This window comes from Sphingobium sp. (assembly GCF_003248505.1).
Lineage (GTDB): Bacteria > Pseudomonadota > Alphaproteobacteria > Sphingomonadales > Sphingomonadaceae > Sphingobium.
The window spans coordinates 1-17310 of the sequence record NZ_QFOA01000043.1 but is presented as its reverse complement, the minus strand read 5'-3'; the positions used below and the strand labels follow the sequence as shown (position 1 = coordinate 17310).

Sequence of the window (17310 nt, the reverse complement as noted above, 5' to 3'; positions counted from 1 at the left end):
GCCTCTTTCGCGCGAAGAATTTTTCCGGGATAGGGACGGTATGACCGATCTGCTCAACCCCCTCACCCTCCCCCCCTTTTCATCGCTGACCGCAGAAGCCATCGGGCCGGCGTTGGACAAGGCCCTGGCCGACTACGAAAAAACGGTCGATCACCTGATCGGGTCGGCCCCCATGACGTTCGAAACGCTATGGCTGCCCCTAGAGCGCGCGGAAAATGCGATCGACGCGCTATGGTCGGCCGTGTCGCAGCTCAAGGCAGTGGCAGACAGCCCGACCCTGCGCGCTACCCATGCGGAAGGCGAGGAAAAGCTGGTTTCCGTGATGACGCGGGTACGCCAGAACCGCGCGCTCTACGACCTCTTCATCGCGTTCGAACAGAGCCCCGCCTTCGCCCAATTGTCCGATGCCGATCGCGTCGCGGTCGAGCATGCGATCCGCGATTTCCGCTTGGCCGGTGTCGCGCTGGACGACGATGCGCGGGCGCGCTTCGCCGCAATTTCCATCGAACTGTCGCGCCTGTCGACCGCCTTTTCCAGCGCGGTGCTCGATGCGACCGACGCGTGGCATGAGCATGTGACCGATGCGGCCATTCTCGTCGGCTTGCCCGAAGCGGCGATGGAAATGTTCGCCGCCGCCGCCCGCTCCGCCGGTCACGACACCGGTTGGCTGGTGACGCTCCATGCGCCCAGCGTCAACGCGGTGCTCACCTTCGCCCAGGATCGCCCCTTGCGCGAGCGCGTCTATACCGCGTTCGGGACGCGCGCATCGGATCAGGGGCCGCATTCCGGACGCTTCGACAATAGCGAACGCATCGCCCGCATCCTGGAATTGCGGCGTGAAGCGGCAGGTCTGCTGGGCTTTGCCGATCCGGTCGAATGGTCGCTCGCGACAAAGATGGCGCCTAACGCGGACGAAGTGATGCACTTCCTGCGCGATCTGGCCGCACGCGCCCGCCCCTCCGCCCTGCGGGACCTGGACCTGCTCGCAGACTTCGCCGCATCCCGGCTGGGCATCGACGATCTCTCGCCATGGGACATCGGCTTCGTATCCAACCGCCTGCGCATGGAGCGCTATGCCGTCGATGAGCAGGCTGTGCGCGCCTATTTCCCGGTCGACCAGGTGATGGTGGGATGGCGCTCCCTGCTGGAGCAGTTGTTCGGCATCCAGCTTCGCCTGCGCGACGATGTCGAACTGTGGCATCCCGATGCACGCTATTACGATGTTACGCAGGAGGATGGCGACGTAATCGCCGGTCTCTATCTCGACCTGCACGCGCGCCCCGGCAAGCAGGGCGGCGCATGGATGGCGCAGGCGCGGCCTCGCCTTCGTGACGGCAACGCGCTCAGCCATCCCGTAGCCTACCTCACCTGCAATTTTGCGCCGCACGGCGTCGATACGCCCTCGCTCCTGTCGCACAGCGATGTCGAAACGCTGCTGCATGAAACCGGTCACTGCCTGCACTTGCTGTTCACCGAGGTGAACCGTCCGAGCATTGCCGGGACCAATGGATTCGAATGGGACGCGGTCGAGCTTCCCAGCCAGTTGATGGAAGATTTTGCCTGGGATGCGAGGGTGTTGACCGTCATGTCCCGCCATCATCGGACAGGTGAGGCGTTGCCCGCCGACCTGTTCGAAAAGATGCAGGCCGCGCGCCATTTCCAGTCGGGCATGTTCATCGTGCGACAGGTCGAATTCGCGTTGTTCGATCTGCTGCTGCATCTGGGCACGATGGGGTCCGATCCTGTCGAGGTCATCGACGCCGTACGCGAAGAGGTGGCGGTCATTCATCCACCTGCCTGGCACCGCTTCCCCCATGCGTTCAGCCATATCTTCGCGGGCGGCTATGCGGCGGGCTATTACAGCTATTTATGGGCCGAGGTGCTAGCCGCCGATGGCTTCCGGCGCTTTGTCGATGCCGGGCTTCTCGACCGCGCAACCGGCGATTCGCTTCGCCACGAAGTGCTGGCCAGGGGCGCGACCCGGCCGGCGGCGGAAAGTTTCCGCGCGTTCCGCGGTCGCGATGCGGAGCTGGACGCCATGCTGGCGCGCCGCGGAATGGCAGTCGACCCTAGCGATCCGGCATAGGGCGACGCAAAGCAGGAGGGATATCGGCCGACTTCGATATCCCTCCTGGCAACGGATGAGGGGGCGGCCCCGAACCGGGCCGCCGCCCCCCCCTAGGTCTTTTCGGCTACATCTTGTAGCTGATACGCGCATAGCCGAACTGGCCCGGCACGTCATAGGTGGTGGGATCGTAGTTCGGCCCGGTGCAGCTGAAGCAGGCGGGCGGGTCCTGGTTGAACACATTGTTCACACCGATCGTGAAGCTCGTCCGCCGGTCGAGAAAGGCCGGGGTGAAGGATATCTGCACATCGCCGTAGAAAGTGTTGCCAAGCCGCTTGCCGTCCGCTTCCGTCACGCCGCGAATGTAGCGACCGGTGAAGGATGCGGTCAGGCTTTCCATGGTCCAGTCGATGACCGCATTGCCCTTGAACCTGGGATAGGACTGATCGGGAAAGCCGCGTGTCGTGCCACGGTAGCTGGTGGTGGTGAATCCATCGGCGGACGGAAATGTCTCATCATATTTCAGCAGGAAATTGCCGGTGGCCGACAGGCCTATCGTGCCTGCACCGGTGTTGGGCGATCGATAGTTGAAGGTGACGTCGATCCCGCGCGTCTTGATGCTGCCGATATTCTGAAGCACGCCGTTGATACGCGATATGAGGCCGCTACCGGTCCGGACGACCGACCCGCAGGCAAGCGGATCGCCCAAAAGCGCGCAGCGCGACAGCGTAGCCTGGGGCGCGATGTTGGAAATCGCGTCGTTCACCTCGATATCGTAATAGTTGACCTCCAGGCTGAGCGCGCTGCCGATACCGCTGTCGCGCACCCAGGCCGGGCTGTACACCCCGCCGAACAACCAGGTCTTGGATGTTTCGGGCTTCAGCGCCTGGTTGCCGCCCGTCAGAACGCTGAGCTGGCCGCCGGTCGGCTCGTTATAGCTCCCGCTGGCGGGCACGCCGTTCGCGATGCAGTTTGCCCGCACGGTGGCGTTCGAGTTGAACAAACCACCCGCAGCGCTGGTGCACGGATCGTCGATCGGTGCGTCGGACCGCGACGCTGCGCCGAACAGCTCGCCGATGCTGGGCGCACGGAAGCCTTCGGCATAGGAACCGCGCAACAGCAGGTCCGCTACCGGCTTCCACAAAACCGACCCGGTAAAGGTCGTGCTGCTGCCGCTCGTCGAATAATTGGCGTGACGCACCGCGCCATCGAGGTCGAGCGAGTGGAAGAAAGGCGTATCCTTGAGCACCGGCACGCGTAACTCGGCGTAGATTTCATCCGAATTATAGCTGCCCTTGGCGGGCAGCGACGGGATGTCCGCGCCCAGACCTGCCGCGATGATCGGATCGGGACTGTAGCTGCCGAACTGATAACGATGCTCGTACCCGATGGCGACACCCACCGGACCGGCAGGCAGGTCGAACAGGTCGCCCGACAGGTTCGCGGTATAATCGCGGATTTCCTGGCGCGACTTCGCACGCTCATCGAAGGCGATGAAAGCCAGCATGTCCGGCGTCACCGATCCTGCACCGCCGAAGATGTTGAACGGCACGCAAGGTGCGGTGCAGTTGGCGACCGGACCGAGCGCCTGCGCAAGTTTTGCCGCGTTGATATTGCCCGTGAACAACTGTTTGGCGTCGTTGAAACCGAAAAAGGCGGTTGCGTCCCAATACCATTTATGGCTGCCGATATCGAACGACCCGTCGAAGCCGCCCGACATGGTCATCGTATCGACCTTTTGCGAATAGGTGCGCTGCCCCGCTTCCACCAGGCGGCGGCGCACCGTGGAGTAGGTCGGAGCCTGCCCGTTGCCACCTGCCGACAGCGTATAGCCGAACGGATTATAGGGGTTGGTCGCGTCGATCGAGATGGTGTCGAGCAGATTGCCGTTGCCTGCGTCAGGCCCGACAAACAAGGGCAGGAACGCAGCCTGATTCTGCGAATTGCGACGATTGTAGACCAGCTTTGCGCGGAAGTTGATATTATCGCTTAGTTCCTGCTTGGCGCTGATGAAGCCGCCGTAACGTTCGGAAGGCGTCAGGAAGTAATTATAGGGCGAGAAGTTGAAACGGTCGTCGGTCGTGAAAGCGCGGAAGTCGCTGTTCGGCCCGGTGGGGTTGAGCGGATCGTAACGGCCTCGACCGGACAATGGCGGATTTTTGGGCGTCAGCACCGGGGTTCCGTTACCCAGATCGATGAAGCCGTTGACCGGCGCGCTCGAACAGCCGCCGATGGAATCGGAGCAACTTGTCTGGCCCGGATTGGGAAATTGCGAGATGCGGCGGTCGCGCGTCGACACCGCATCCTGCTTCACGTAACTGACCCCGAACACGATATTGGTCGTCGGCGCCTTTATGCCGTAGCTGAGCTGATAATCCTGGGTGTGGCCATCGCCCTGACGATAGGTACCGAACTGGGCCGACGCCTGAAGCCCTTCCTGGCTTGCCTTGGTGATGATGTTGACAACGCCTGCAAGGGCGTCGGAACCATAGAGCGGTGACTGGCCCGATTGCAGCACCTCGATCCGCTCAATCATGTTCGCAGGAATGGTGTTGAGGTCGACCGTCGCAGGAATGCCGCTCGCCGACGAACCGTTGACGTACCGCATGCCGTCTACCAGTACGAGCGTACGCTTCGATCCCAGATAGCGAAGGTCGATTTCCGCCGATCCTGCGCCCACGCCGCCGCCGTCGGGCGGATTGCCGATATTGCCGCTGTTGTTCGCCTTGCTGTTGAGGCCGCCGCTGGCGCTGGGCAAGCGTTGCAACACATCGGCGACCGCGGAAAGACCGGTGCGGGCAAGCGCCTGCTGATCGACGGTGATGACGGGCGAATCCTGCTCCAGTGGGTTCTGGCGAATACGCGAACCTGTCACGATGATCGCCGCGCCGTCGTCGCTCTGCGGCGCGGATTGAGCAAAGGCCGGCAGCGTCGAGGCAACAGCCACAAGCATGACGCTGCACTGCAAAGCAGTTTTAATTCGCATGATACACCCCTTTATCGGTCGAACCGTGAGTGTAATGTTTCTTTCACGCACCCATCTGGCAATCGACGATGTCACCAGCGCCGAAGATTTTGCCATTATGTTGCCTGAAGGCAACATTCGTTGCCGACGCAGCGCTTCTTTGCAACTATCCGCCCGTCCGTTTGGGGACAGAGGATATCGGGTTACGGATCATGCTGCAGTGCGGCGGCCGGACGATCGCTCGATCCGGACTTTACGAAGCAGACGTTCACGCATGCTCCCACCGACGTCTCGGCGATCATCACCCGCGCGCCCATTCTGGAGGCAGCGGACTGGACGATCGCAAGCCCAAGGCCGGTGCCGTCGGGTCCGCACTTGCCGGGCAAGCGAAAGAAACGCTCGAATATCCGCTCGTGATATTCTTTCGGAATCCCTGGACCGTCGTCGCTGACCGACAGCAGCACTCCCTCATGCCTCTGCGACAGCGCCACCGTGACGGTGCCGCCTGGACGGTTATAACGAATGCCATTGTCGATGAGGTTGGCGATGATTTCGAACACCAGCGTTCGATGCGCCTGCACCAGATAGGCCTGCCGATCCGGCGCTGCCAGATCGATCTCAACGCCGGCTTGAATAGCTTGGTTGATGAGGCGTCCGATGACTGCCTTGCTGACCTCCCTAAGGTCGACCTGCTCCAAAGGCGGTGCCGTTCCTGCTTCTTCGGCCCGGGCCAGGGCCAGCAACTGTGTCACAAGCCGCTCAAGTCGTTGCACGGCCTCTGCGATTTCGTCCATCGCGGCCGCAGACCCGCGGCGCGCCAGTTCGATCTGCACCTTGAGCACGGACAGCGGCGTGCGCATCTGGTGAGAGGCATCGGCCGTAAAACGGCGGACGCCGCCCGTTGCCCGGTCCAATTGCGCGAGCAGGCCATCGAATGCGCTCGCAAGCGGCTGAATCTCATAGGGGAGCGGCCCGGTATCGAGCGGCGAGAAATCCGGCCTGACCGTCGCGTCGCGCGCCTCGACCGATCCTCGCAGTCGCGCCAGCGGCCGCAAGCTCCATCCCAATGCGGGCCGCAGCAGAAGCACCGCCACCCCGACCAGCGCCACCTCTCCGACCAGCAATGCCACCGTCAAATGCCAGGCCAGCGTTCGCCGGTTTTCAAGCGTCTCCGCCACCTGTATGACCACCGGCTGAGCGACACGCGGCAACATCCGCTTCACTTCGGCTATGCGGATGCCCTGGTCACGATAGGTCGAAAAGCGATAGCGGGGCTGATCGACCGTCATCGTCGCGGGATCGGGCGCGGGCAGGTCGGCATAGCCGGTCAACAATGTTGGCCCGACAGCGATGCGGTAGTAGACGTTGTCGCGCTCGCTATTTTCCAGCATGCCAAATGCCGCAGGCGGCAGATCGAGCGTGACTTCGCCCCGTTCGACCTGCACCGTTTCCGCGATTGCACCCAGCGCGCCACCCAGCACGCGGTCGTTGGTCCGGCGCACGACGTCTGCGATCAGCGTGGCGCCGCCTATGCCGATAATGGCCGCCGCGCCGAGCAACGGCCCCAGCATGGCCGCCAACAGCCGGGTACGCAGCGCGATGGCACCCCTGCTACCCGGCATCGAGCATATAGCCCACGCCGCGCACTGTGCGGATGCCGGGACCGTCGGGGGCCAGTTTGCCGCGCAATCGCGTCACATGCACTTCGATGGCGTTGCCGCCGACCGGCTCGTCGAAGCCGAACACCTCGCCGATGAGCAATTCGCGTGGCACAACCTGTCCGGCTCTGGTCGCGAGGGCTTCCAGAACGGCAAGCTCCCGCCGACGCAGATCGAGAGGACGGCCCGCCACCTCCGCTGCACCGGATGAGCGGTGGATGGTCAGTGTTCCGACGCTCAATTCCGGCGTCGGATCGCCCCCGCGTCGCCGCCCGAGCGCCCGGACCCGTGCTTCGAGTTCTTCCGGGTCGAAGGGCTTTCGCAGATAATCGTCCGCCCCCAGGTCAAGGCCGCGCACGCGGTCGTCCAGCGCGTCGCGCGCGGTGAGCATGAGCACCGCCACCTTGTCGCCCCGCCGCCGCAACTCCGCCAGCACCGCAAAACCGTCGATATCGGGCAGGCCCACGTCCAGGATCACAAGCGCATAGGGCTCGCTGCCGACGACCGCCAATGCGTCCTCGCCGCTGGCGACATGGTCCACCGCGTGCCCCCCTGCCCTCAGCAAGGCGGAAATGCTGCGCGCCAATGCAGCGTCATCCTCGATCATCAAAATCCGAATGGGGCACCCGATGCTGAAAGGTTGATGACAGCTTGGCTTCGTACCCGACCATCACATTTTATCCGGCGACAGAAACGGAAAAGCGAGGAGCAGGCGTTTGAAACGGGTTATTCGGATAGTGGCGGTCTTGGCAAGTCTGGCTGTGCCGGCCACCGCAGCAATTGCGGACCGACCGGCGGGCTATCCGCGATCCTACGAACAATTGATCGCCGACGCCCGCACGGAGCGGCAAGTCGTCGTCTATGCGAACGCCGACACTGCCGAAATGGCGCCGCTGATCCTGGCCTTTCAGCGTCGCTATCCCGGCGTCATCGTCCGTTATACGGATTTGGGTTCGAACGAGATGTTCCGCCGCTTCGTCACGGAAGCGCGAACGCACAAGCCGTCCGCCGATCTCGTCTGGTCCTCGGCGATGGACCAACAGGTCAAATTGATCAACGACGGCTTTGCACAAGCCTATGCCAGCCCGGAAAAGCCCGCGCTGCCGCCTTCCGCCGTATGGAAGAATATGGGATTCGGCGTCACGGCAGAGCCGATCGCCTATGTCTACAACAAGAAGGCGATCCCCAACCCGCCGCGCAGCCACGCCGCGCTGGAGGCAATGCTGCGCAAGGATCGCCGGACCCTTATGGGCAAGGTCGCGACCTTCGACCCGGCCCGGTCGAACACGGGCTATCTCTATCTGACGCAGGATTACGCGATAACGGCTGACACACGATCGCTGGTGCAGGCGATGGCTGCAACCCGCCCCGCCCTGTCGATCACCACGGAACCGATGCTGCGCGGCGTGGCCGAAGGTCGGCTCTCCATCGCCTATAATGTCATCGGCTCCTACGCCCTGGAAAGGGCCCGCCGCGACCCGCGCATCGGCGTCGTTTTCCCGCAGGATTACACGATCATCATGTCGCGCATCGCCTTCATCGCGCGCGAAGCCCGGCATCCCGCCGCCGCCAAGCTGTTTCTCGACTTCCTGCTGTCACGCCAAGGCCAGTCGCTGCTTGCCCAGCATAGCCTCTGGCCGGTCCGCACCGACATTCGCGGTCGCCGCCTCCCTGCGGCGCAAGCGCGCCCGGTGCGGGTCGGTCCGCAACTTCTCGCCAATCTCGATCGCCTGAAACGACAGCGCTTCCTGCGTGAGTGGAACGCGATCCTCGCCACCGGAGCCAAGTGACCATGAATATCCCGTTTTTGCGCGCGGGGTGCGCCGCGCTGGCGCTGATCGCCGCCACGCCCGCGCTGGCGCAAGCGCCGACCGCAGAAGAACTGGCTGCGCTCGTGAAGGCGCAGGCGGCCGAAATCGCATCGTTGAAAGCGCGCCTCGACAAGCTGGAAGCGCAAGGCGTGGCGCAGCAATCCGCTGCCCCCGCCCCGGACGCCGCACCGGATCTTCAACCCGCGCCCCAACTAGCCCAGAAGCAAGCCGCCCCGACACTGGTCATCGCGCCGTTCGCGCCGCAGATCGTGCCCCCCGGCCCCGCAGACCTCGACGTTGCGCAGGCGCGCGCCGTTGCCGCCAATCCGGCTGGCGTCACGACCGAATGGGGCGCGGGCCTCCCGGTCTTCCGCTCCGCCGACGGCGTTTTTACCTACAAGCCGCGCGGTCGTATCCTGGTCGATGTCAGTTCGACCTTCGGTTCGCGCTTCGACGATCGCAACACCACCACCACCGGGATGCGCGCGTTGCGGCTCGGCCTGGAGGGCGGGGTCGGCCCTCACTTCTTCTACCAGTTCGAGAGCGATTTTTCGGAAAACGAGGTCGATATCGTCACGGCATTCCTCGGATGGCGCAATCGATTGAGCAGCAAGGTCGATTATGACGTGCGTGCAGGCCATCTGTTCAACGACCGCGCATTCGAAGGGAGCACCGGGTCCGATTCCACCCCCTTCCTGGAACGCAGCACTGTTTCGACGGCGATTATCCCTCAGCGCGGGTTCTACGGCATCGGCATCATGGCGCGTTTGTTCGGCCCCAACTGGCATGCGTCGGCCAGCGTGACGGGTGACCGGATCGACGGACAACAGGCAACCAACGACAGCCGTACAGTCAGCGCGCGTGCGCATTGGAACCCGATCAAGACCGACCGCGCGCTCCTTCACCTTGGCGCGTGGGGCTTTGACGAAGCGCTGTCCGACGCCGCGACCACGCTGACGCGCAGCACGGTCATTGGCGGGCGCTTCAACGGCACGGTGAGAGTGGCGACCGGCGAATTGCTGGGCGGGCGTTCGACCACCGGCTATGGCATCGAGCTTGGCGGATATACCGGCAGCCTCTGGATCATGGGGGAAGCGGGCCGCCGCATCGCGCGCCTGACCGGCGACCGCCCGAATTTCACCAGCAAGGCGTGGAGCCTGTCTACCGGGTTTTTCCTGACAGGCGAACTTCCGCCTTATAATCCGCGCCTCGGCAGCTTCGGCCAGCCCAATGTGCTGCGCCCGACCTTCGACGGGGGCCCGGGCGCGATCGAGTTGACCGCCCGCTATGAAAATCTCGACTATACCGATCTGGTGTTGGGCGGTGACGGGTGGGCCGCAACGCTCGGCGTGAACTGGTATCTCAACAGCTTCACCCGCCTTCAGCTGAACGCGATCCATTGGCGTACGGACAATCGGGCCGGCAGCTTTACGGGCAGCGACGACGGCCAGACCGTGAGCGCACGCGTCGGCGTGACCTTCTGATCCCTTTCCCTTTCCCGCACCCTTCGAGGACGCAGCGATGAACCTTGCCCTGCTTGGCTTCCTGATGGTCGCCACCTTCATGACGCTGATCATGACCAAGAAAATGACGCCGCTGGTCGCGTTGATCGTCATTCCTTCGCTATTCGGCCTGCTGGCCGGACAATCCGCCGGTCTTGGCGACATGATGATCGAGGGCATCAAGAATCTGGCACCCACCGGCGTCATGCTGCTGTTTGCCATCCTGTTCTTTTCCACCATGACCGACACCGGGCTATTCGATCCGCTCGTCGGACGGCTGGTCAACCTGGTGCATGGCGATCCCCTGCTGATCCTGCTGGGCAGCGTCGTGCTGTGCGCTCTCGTCAGCCTCGATGGTGACGGGTCGACCACCTACATCATCACGATCGCCGCGCTGCTGCCGCTCTACAAGCGGTTCGAGATGAAGCGCATCTATCTCGTCTGCCTGTTGATGGTGACGAGCGGGATCATGAACCTGACACCCTGGGGCGGGCCGACCGCGCGCGCCGCCAGCGCGCTGAAACTCGACCCCGCCACTCTGTTCCTGCCGCTGATCCCGGGCATGATCGCGGGTCTCGCCTTCCTGCTCGGCCTTGCCTTCTGGTTCGGGATCAAGGAGCGCCGCCGCCTGGGCCACGTCCAAATGCGCCAGCGAGAACCCATCGATATCGCCGACCTTGGCGTGTCGCAATATCCCGAAGCCCGTCGGCCGCATCTACGCTGGGTCAATGCCGTGCTGGTCGTCACGCTGCTCAGCCTGTTGGTATGGGGCATCCTCCCGCTATCCGTGCTCATGATGATCGCCTTTGCCATTGCGATGATCGTCAACTATCCGCATGTCGCCGAACAGAAGGAGCGGATCGCCGCCCATGCCGGCAACGTCCTGTCTGTCGTGTCGCTGATCTTTGCCGCCGGCATCTTTACCGGCATCCTTGGCGGCACCGGCATGGTCGAGGCGATGAGCAAGGAAGTGGTCGGCGTCATTCCACCGGCGCTTGGCCCCTATATGGCCCCGATCACCGCCTTGCTGTCCATGCCCTTCACTTTCTTCATTTCCAACGACGCCTTCTATTTCGGCATGTTGCCGATCCTCGCGGAGGCGGGCGCGCATTACGGTGTGGAGCCGATGGCAATCGCCCGCGCGTCGCTGATGGGGCAACCGGTGCACCTGCTCAGCCCGCTGGTGCCCTCCACCTATCTGCTGGTCAGCCTGGCGGGCGTCGATCTTGCCGATCACCAGCGCTTTACGTTGCTACCCGCCGCCGCGGTGTGCATCGTCATGACGCTCGTCGGCATCGTTGCACTGGCGTTTCCGCTTGTAGCCTGAGTTTTCCGTATCGAACCGCGATCCGCCTGTCCCGATCGGGTCGCGGTTCGATACCCTGCTGCGAGCGCTCCGCTGGCTCCCGCCAGCGCACCGCCCCGGCGACACCTAGAGAAGGGTCACGAGACCCGTCGCGGGATCGATGGCACCTTCGTAGATCATCTTGCCCGCGACATAGAGGATCACCAGCAAACCGACATAGGCGATTGCCCGATAGCGCTCGATGACGCGGGCCAGCAGGTTTGCCGCGACGCCCATCAATGCGACCGAGAGGACGAGGCCAACGACCAATATGCCGGGATGCTCTCGCGCGGCACCCGCGACGGCGAGCACATTGTCGAGACTCATCGACACGTCAGCGACAGCGACAGCCCAGGCCGCTTGCGCGAACCCTTTGGGCGCGGCCGTGCCGGCGATATTCTCGCCATCCTCAGCTTCGCCGCCGGATCGCAGTTCGCGCCACATCTTCCACGCAACCCATATCAGCAGCAGCCCGCCTGCGAACACGAGGCCGACCAATTGCATCAGTTGCGTCACCATCAGCGCAAAGGCGATGCGCAACATCAGCGCCGCGATCACGCCGATCGCGATCACCTTACGCCTCGACGCGGGCGGCAAGCCCGCAGCCAGTGCGCCGACCACGATGGCGTTGTCCGCCGCCAGCATTATGTCAATCAGCACGACCTGTCCGAATGCCGCAAGCGCGGAAGCCGAACCGAAGTCAGTGAAATCGGAGGCGATGTGTGTCCAGATATCGTTCATAGAACCTCCAAGCCAGTATGTCCGCCGGTGGCTATGCGATCTACCTGTCACTCACCTTTCATCGGCGCAGGGGCGGTCAAAGCACGCTTTTCGTCGCATCTGGGCCTGAGCCGAACGCCGCCTCCGTCTTCGGATTGCTGCTAGTGGGCGCCGGATTTGGAGGCTTGATCCGAAAGCACAATGCGTAGAGCGCGGGTAAAAACAACAGGGTCAGGATCGTGCCGCCCAGGGTGCCGCCGATCAGCGTGACCGCCATCGATCCCCAGAACACCGACTTGATCAGCGGCACGAAGGCGAGCACCGCGGCCAGCGCAGTCAGGATCACCGGTCGCGAGCGCTGCACGGTCGCCTCCACCACCGCGTCATAGGGCGTCATCCCCAGCTTCTCGTTATCGTGAATCTGGCCGATCAGAATGAGCGTGTTGCGCATCAGGATGCCCGCCAGCGCGATCAACCCGAGGATGGCGTTGAAGCCGAAGGGCTGGCCGGTCACGATCAACGTGGGCACCACCCCAATCAGGCCGAGCGGCGCGGTCGCCAGCACGATGCCCATCGCCGACAGGCTGCGCACCTGTAGAATGATCACGATCATCATCAGGAAGATCATGATCGGGAAGATCGGGGCCAACGCGCTGTTCGCCTTGGCCGCTTCCTCGATCGAGCCCGCCGTTTCGATGCGATATCCGCTCGGCAGGCTCTCAACGATTGGCTGGAGTTTGGCGAGCACCGCTGTCGACACGTCGGGCGGCTGCAACCCATTGGCGATGTCGCCACGCACGGTGATGGTCGGCAAGCGGTCGCGGCGCTGAAGGATGGGATCTTCCATCCGCACCTCGACCTTGCCGATCTGGCTGACAGGTACGCGCTGGCCGTTCGCGCCCATCAGCTGGTAATCGCCGATCCGGGCGGGATCGAGCCGGTCGGTGCCGGCCGAGCGGGCCACGACCTCGACAGAGCGGATATCTTCGCGCACCTGGCTGACCGGCGCCCCGCTCAACAGGAACTGGAGCTGGTCGGCGACGTCGCTGGAGGTGAGGCCGAAGGCGCGGAGCCGCTCCTGGTCGAGGACGAAGTGGAGCGCCGGCGCACGGTCGCCCCAGTCGCTGTTGACCGTGCGGAGCATCGGATCGGCCTGCATCACGCCCTGCACACGCTCGGCTATGCTGCGTATAATCGCGAGGTCGGGACCGGTGACCCGGAAGGCGACGGGAAAGGGCGAAGGCGGACCGAACACCAACTGGGTGGCGCGGACGCGCGCCGCCGGGGCCAGCCCATCGGCAACGGCCTGCCGCAGCTTCAATTTCAGCCGGTCGCGCGCCGCCTCGTCGGGCGTGCGCACGACGACCTTGGCGAAGGACGGATCGGGTAGTTCGGGCGAAAGCGCCATGAAGAAGCGCGGCGCGCCTTGGCCGATATAGGATGTGACGATCTTCGCCTCCGGCTGCTGCTGGAGCCATGCCTCCACCTGCTCGGTCGCTGCGCTGGTCCGGGCGAGCGCGGTGCCCTTTGGCATCTGCACTTCGACGAGCAGTTCGGGGCGATCCGATGTGGGAAAGAACTGCTTCTTGACCAGCGCCATGCCCGCCCCGGCTACGAAGAACGCGCCGAGCGTGATCAGCGCGACATATTTCTTGCGCAACACCGCCCAGGCGATGACGCTGCGAACCCGCTGATAGCGTGGCGTCTGGTAGATGGCGTGATGGCCACCGTCGACCGGCTCGATATGGGGCAGCATTTTCACGCCCATATATGGGGTAAAGATCACCGCGACGAACCACGACGCTATCAGCGCGAAGCCGACCACCCAGAAAATGTTGCCGGCATATTCGCCCGCGGTCGATTGCGCGAAGCCGACCGGCATCAGCCCGATCACCGTGACCAGCGTGCCCGCCAGCATCGGCGCGGCGGTATGGCTCCATGCATAGGCGGAGGCGCGGATACGGTCGTACCCCTCCTCCATCTTAACCACCATCATCTCGATCGCGATGATCGCATCGTCGACCAGCAGGCCGAGCGCGAGGATCAGCGCACCCAGGGTGATCCGGTCGAGCATCCGGCCCGTCGCCCACATCACGACGAGCGCAATCGCAAGCGTCAGCGGCACGGCGGCGGCAACGACGAGGCCCACGCGCCAGCCCAGGCTGATCAGGCTGACGATCATCACGATGGCCAGTGCTTCGAGAAAGGTGTGCATGAACTGGTCGACGGCGTCGCTGATGTTCACCGACTGGTCGGTCACAGGCGTCAAGGTCATGCCGAGCGGCAGTTCCTTCTGCACCTTGACCACTTCGGCATTCAGTGCCTTGCCCAGTTCCAGACCGTTCCAGCCATCGCGCATCACGACCCCGAGCAGCAGCGCGGGCTCCCCGCCGTTGCGGACCAGGAAAGTGGCAGGGTCTTCATAGCCGCGCTCGACCGTGGCGATGTCCGACAGACGCAGGCTGTTACCGTCGGCCGCGATCGGCATCTCGCGAATCTTCGACAGGTCGTCGAAAGCGCCGTCGAGGCGGATCGCGACCTGCTGGCCGTTGGTTTCAATAGAGCCTGCGGGCGTAACGAGGTTCTGCTTCGCCAAGGCTTCGAAAATATCGCGCGCGGACACGCCGAGCGTCGCCAGGCGCTGCTCGGAAAATTCGACATAGATGCGCTGCGGTCGTTCGCCCACGATGTTGATCTTGTTGACGCCGGGGACGTGCAACAATCGCTGACGCAGCGTTTCCGCCTCGCGAACGAGGTTCCGCTGGGGTTCGCCCTTTGCCTTGAGCGCGTACAGCGCAAAGGTCACGTCACCATATTCGTCGTTTACGAATGGGCCGACGACGCCGCGCGGCAGCTTCGCCATCTCGTCGCCCATCTTCTTGCGGGCTTGGTAAAATTGGTCGGGAACGTCAGCCGGAGGCGTATTGTCGCGCAGCGTCAGCGTGGTGAAGGCAAGGCCGGGGCGAGTGAAGGTTTCGCTGCGATCATAATAGCGCAGTTCCTGCAGCCGCTTTTCCAGCGGCTCGGCAACCTGATCCTGCATTTCTTCCGCGGTGGCGCCGGGCCAAGCGGTCACCACGGTCATAACCTTGATGGTGAAGCCGGGATCTTCGGCGCGACCGAGCTTGAGAAATGCAACGGTGCCCGCCGCGATGATCGCGATCAGGAAGAACAAGGTTACTGAGCGCTCGCGCACGGCGAGCGCGGAGAGATTGAAGCCGCGCTCGCCGGGTTCGCTGCCGCTCACTTGGCAGACCGTTCGATGCGGACGGGCTGCCCCTCGTGCAACATATGCGCTCCCATCGCGATAACCCGTTCAGAAGGCCGGAATACGGCAGCGACCCGAGCGGTTTCCTCGCCAAGCCCGACGATGCGCACCGGCCTCCAGGTGACGGTTGGCTGGTTGCCAGGGCGAACGACCCACACCCCAGCGCCGTGACCGGTATCGCGGATCGCGCCGAGCGGCACTTCGACGGCGGCACTTTCGCCGCCGGTGGCGAGGGTGATCGTGACGGTGGCACCAAGCGGGGCGCGCGCCGCGCTGCCGCCCAGGACATAGCGGGCCTCGAAGGTGCGCGACGCCGGATTTGCCGCGTCCGATAATTGCCGCAGCGTCGCCGCACCGCTTCCGCCGTCATAGGTGCGGGCCGTGGCGGTCGAACCGATCGCCGGTCGCAGATTCTCCGGCAACTGTACCGATGCCTCGCGAGGGCCGGAACGAGCGACGCGAACCACGGCCTGCCCGGCGGAGACCACCTGTCCCGGCTCTGCCAGCGTTTCCACGACCGTGCCGTCGGCGTCGGCCAACAATACGCCGTAGGAGGCGCTATTGCGGGCGATGCCCGCCTGCGCCTGTGCCGCGCTGAGTTGAGCGGCGGCGGCATCGGCGGCGGCCTTCGCCTTGTCATAGGTGGAGGCGGAAATCGCGCCCGCTGCGACCAGGTCGCGCAGCCGGCGTTCGTCGGCGGCGGTCTGTCGGGTGGCGGCGCGTGCTGCATCGACGTTTCTGCCCGCAGCCTGAGTGGCGAGCGCGAGATCGGCGATGTCGAGGCGCATGAGCGGCTGCCCACGGCGAACGACGTCGCCTGCATTCACCAAACGCTCGGTAATCTTGCCAGCGACGCGGAAGCCGATGTCGCTCTGCATCCGTGCGGCGACGACCCCGGTGAATTCTCGACCGCTAGCCTGGGCTTGGTACGGGGACATGGTCCTCACCAGCGGCGGATCGGTACGCGGATCGGGGTCGGCATGCGAGCATGCCGCCAGTCCAAGCAAAAGCGATAAGGAGACTGCCCCGTTGCGGACGAGAAAATGATCCGACACCTACGAATCCTCCAAAGGTTGGAGCGTAGATGTTTTCATGTGACCATTTTGTCAATAGGTCATAGAGGGCTCAGGGTGCCAAGCTTCGCAAGATGAGGCCCGTAAGTTCGGTCTGGGCATCGGGAAGCAGATCCAGATTGCGTTCGAGGTGGAGCGGGTCGACAAACGGCGTCATCGCGTAGAAGATGGCGCGGCATGCTTCATCGAGCGGAGTCTTCCGTTCGAACTCCCCCTTTTCCCTGCCATCCCAAACGATATCGGAAATCATGCCGCGAAGCGCGTCCGCATATGCCCTGGCCGATACCCAATGCTCCGCAGCCGCAGAGGCCGCGATCTCGTATATTTTCCTGTCATCGAAGAATAGCTCAACACCCATATTCGTTATGACTTTGAAAAATCTACGAAACTTCTCTGGCGCGCTCTCTCCTTCGTCGACAGCGGCCTTGGCGGCGTCGAGAATTCTTTCGAGTCTGGCACTGCAGATCGCTTCTCCAATCGCCTGCTTCGATTCGAAAAAGCGATAGATGTAAGCCTTGGAAAAACCAATCTCACGCGCGAGGTCGGCGACCGTCGTCTTACCGTAGCCATAGCGTGCGAAGCAATCGTTCGCCGCTTCGATGATCTGGTCGCGCACGGCATGCTCTGTCGGGCCGCGACCGACGCTGGTTGCTAATGTCTCGGTCATGGGCTCAACATACGCAAGCTTGCTTGGATTGACAAATTGTGACCAATCAATACATCGGTCACCTGAAGTTTCTGCCCTCGGGGGATTCCATGCGCAGTCTGCGATCAATCTTTCTCGTATCGACCGCAGCCCTTTTATTAAGCGGTTGCGCGGTTGGGCCTCGCTACGTGGCTCCCAAAATGACGGCACCGGCGGAATTTTCCTATGGGCCGGCCATAACGGCGCGCGGCTCCGGC

The 17310-nt window shown here is 63.6% G+C and carries 11 protein-coding genes; 4 read left to right on the top strand and 7 right to left on the bottom strand.

Translation table 11 applies throughout. The features are described from left to right. The first annotated feature begins 40 nt into the window (after positions 1–40). Positions 41–2086, top strand: a complete 2046-nt coding sequence (locus DI606_RS13155) for a M3 family metallopeptidase (RefSeq protein ID WP_293983736.1) — start codon at positions 41–43, stop codon at positions 2084–2086. A gap of 106 nt (positions 2087–2192) precedes the next feature. On the opposite strand, the gene DI606_RS13150 is transcribed toward DI606_RS13155, so the two are convergent. The 3 genes from DI606_RS13150 to DI606_RS13140 form a co-directional block, all read right to left on the bottom strand. Next, on the bottom strand, positions 2193–5051 hold the full coding sequence (locus DI606_RS13150) for a TonB-dependent receptor (protein ID WP_293983734.1): 2859 nt from the start codon (positions 5049–5051) through the stop codon (positions 2193–2195). A gap of 182 nt (positions 5052–5233) precedes the next feature. Then, complete coding sequence (locus DI606_RS13145; protein WP_293983732.1) at positions 5234–6652, bottom strand: sensor histidine kinase; 1419 nt, start codon at positions 6650–6652, stop codon at positions 5234–5236. Next, positions 6642–7295, bottom strand: a complete 654-nt coding sequence (locus tag DI606_RS13140; protein ID WP_293983730.1) for a response regulator transcription factor — start codon at positions 7293–7295, stop codon at positions 6642–6644. The genes DI606_RS13145 and DI606_RS13140 overlap by 11 nt, the downstream gene beginning before the upstream one ends. Positions 7296–7425: 130 nt before the next feature. On the opposite strand from DI606_RS13140, the gene DI606_RS13135 reads away from it, so the two are divergent. The 3 genes from DI606_RS13135 to DI606_RS13125 are packed head-to-tail and all read left to right on the top strand — an operon-like array spanning position 7426 to position 11328. Next, entirely contained in the window at positions 7426–8478 is a 1053-nt protein-coding gene (locus DI606_RS13135; protein WP_293983763.1) for an ABC transporter substrate-binding protein, read from the top strand. A gap of 2 nt (positions 8479–8480) precedes the next feature. Continuing rightward, positions 8481–9983, top strand: a complete 1503-nt coding sequence (locus DI606_RS13130) for a porin (protein WP_293983728.1) — start codon at positions 8481–8483, stop codon at positions 9981–9983. A 37-nt stretch (positions 9984–10020) separates the two neighbouring features. After that, positions 10021–11328, top strand: coding sequence for a CitMHS family transporter (locus tag DI606_RS13125; RefSeq protein ID WP_293983727.1), 1308 nt, complete (start codon positions 10021–10023; stop codon positions 11326–11328). Positions 11329–11433: 105 nt separating this feature from the next. Here the strand turns inward: DI606_RS13125 and DI606_RS13120 are convergent, their stop codons facing one another. The 4 genes from DI606_RS13120 to DI606_RS13105 form a co-directional block, all read right to left on the bottom strand. Continuing rightward, positions 11434–12087 carry a YjbE family putative metal transport protein gene (locus DI606_RS13120; protein ID WP_293983725.1) on the bottom strand — a complete coding sequence of 218 codons (654 nt, stop codon included), beginning with the start codon at positions 12085–12087 and terminating at the stop codon, positions 11434–11436. A 76-nt stretch (positions 12088–12163) separates the two neighbouring features. After that, positions 12164–15313, bottom strand: a complete 3150-nt coding sequence (locus tag DI606_RS13115; RefSeq protein ID WP_293983723.1) for an efflux RND transporter permease subunit — start codon at positions 15311–15313, stop codon at positions 12164–12166. Then, positions 15310–16272 (bottom strand): efflux RND transporter periplasmic adaptor subunit, encoded by a 963-nt coding sequence (locus DI606_RS13110; protein WP_293983721.1) that lies wholly within the window; start codon positions 16270–16272, stop codon positions 15310–15312. Before DI606_RS13110 ends, DI606_RS13115 begins: the two co-directional genes overlap by 4 nt. 187 nt (positions 16273–16459) lie before the next feature. Further along, on the bottom strand, positions 16460–17310 hold an 851-nt coding region (locus DI606_RS13105; RefSeq protein WP_293983719.1), incomplete at its 5' end, for a TetR/AcrR family transcriptional regulator.

Bases quoted from the DNA above. Each gene is read 5' to 3' on its own strand.
- DI606_RS13155 (WP_293983736.1), top strand. From the start codon at position 41: ATGACCGATCTGCTCAACCCCCTCACCCTCCCCCCCTTTTCATCGCTG.
- DI606_RS13150 (WP_293983734.1), bottom strand. From the start codon at position 5,051: ATGCGAATTAAAACTGCTTTGCAGTGCAGCGTCATGCTTGTGGCTGTT.
- DI606_RS13145 (WP_293983732.1), bottom strand. From the start codon at position 6,652: ATGCCGGGTAGCAGGGGTGCCATCGCGCTGCGTACCCGGCTGTTGGCG.
- DI606_RS13140 (WP_293983730.1), bottom strand. From the start codon at position 7,295: ATGATCGAGGATGACGCTGCATTGGCGCGCAGCATTTCCGCCTTGCTG.
- DI606_RS13130 (WP_293983728.1), top strand. From the start codon at position 8,481: ATGAATATCCCGTTTTTGCGCGCGGGGTGCGCCGCGCTGGCGCTGATC.
- DI606_RS13125 (WP_293983727.1), top strand. From the start codon at position 10,021: ATGAACCTTGCCCTGCTTGGCTTCCTGATGGTCGCCACCTTCATGACG.
- DI606_RS13120 (WP_293983725.1), bottom strand. From the start codon at position 12,087: ATGAACGATATCTGGACACACATCGCCTCCGATTTCACTGACTTCGGT.
- DI606_RS13110 (WP_293983721.1), bottom strand. From the start codon at position 16,272: ATGTCCCCGTACCAAGCCCAGGCTAGCGGTCGAGAATTCACCGGGGTC.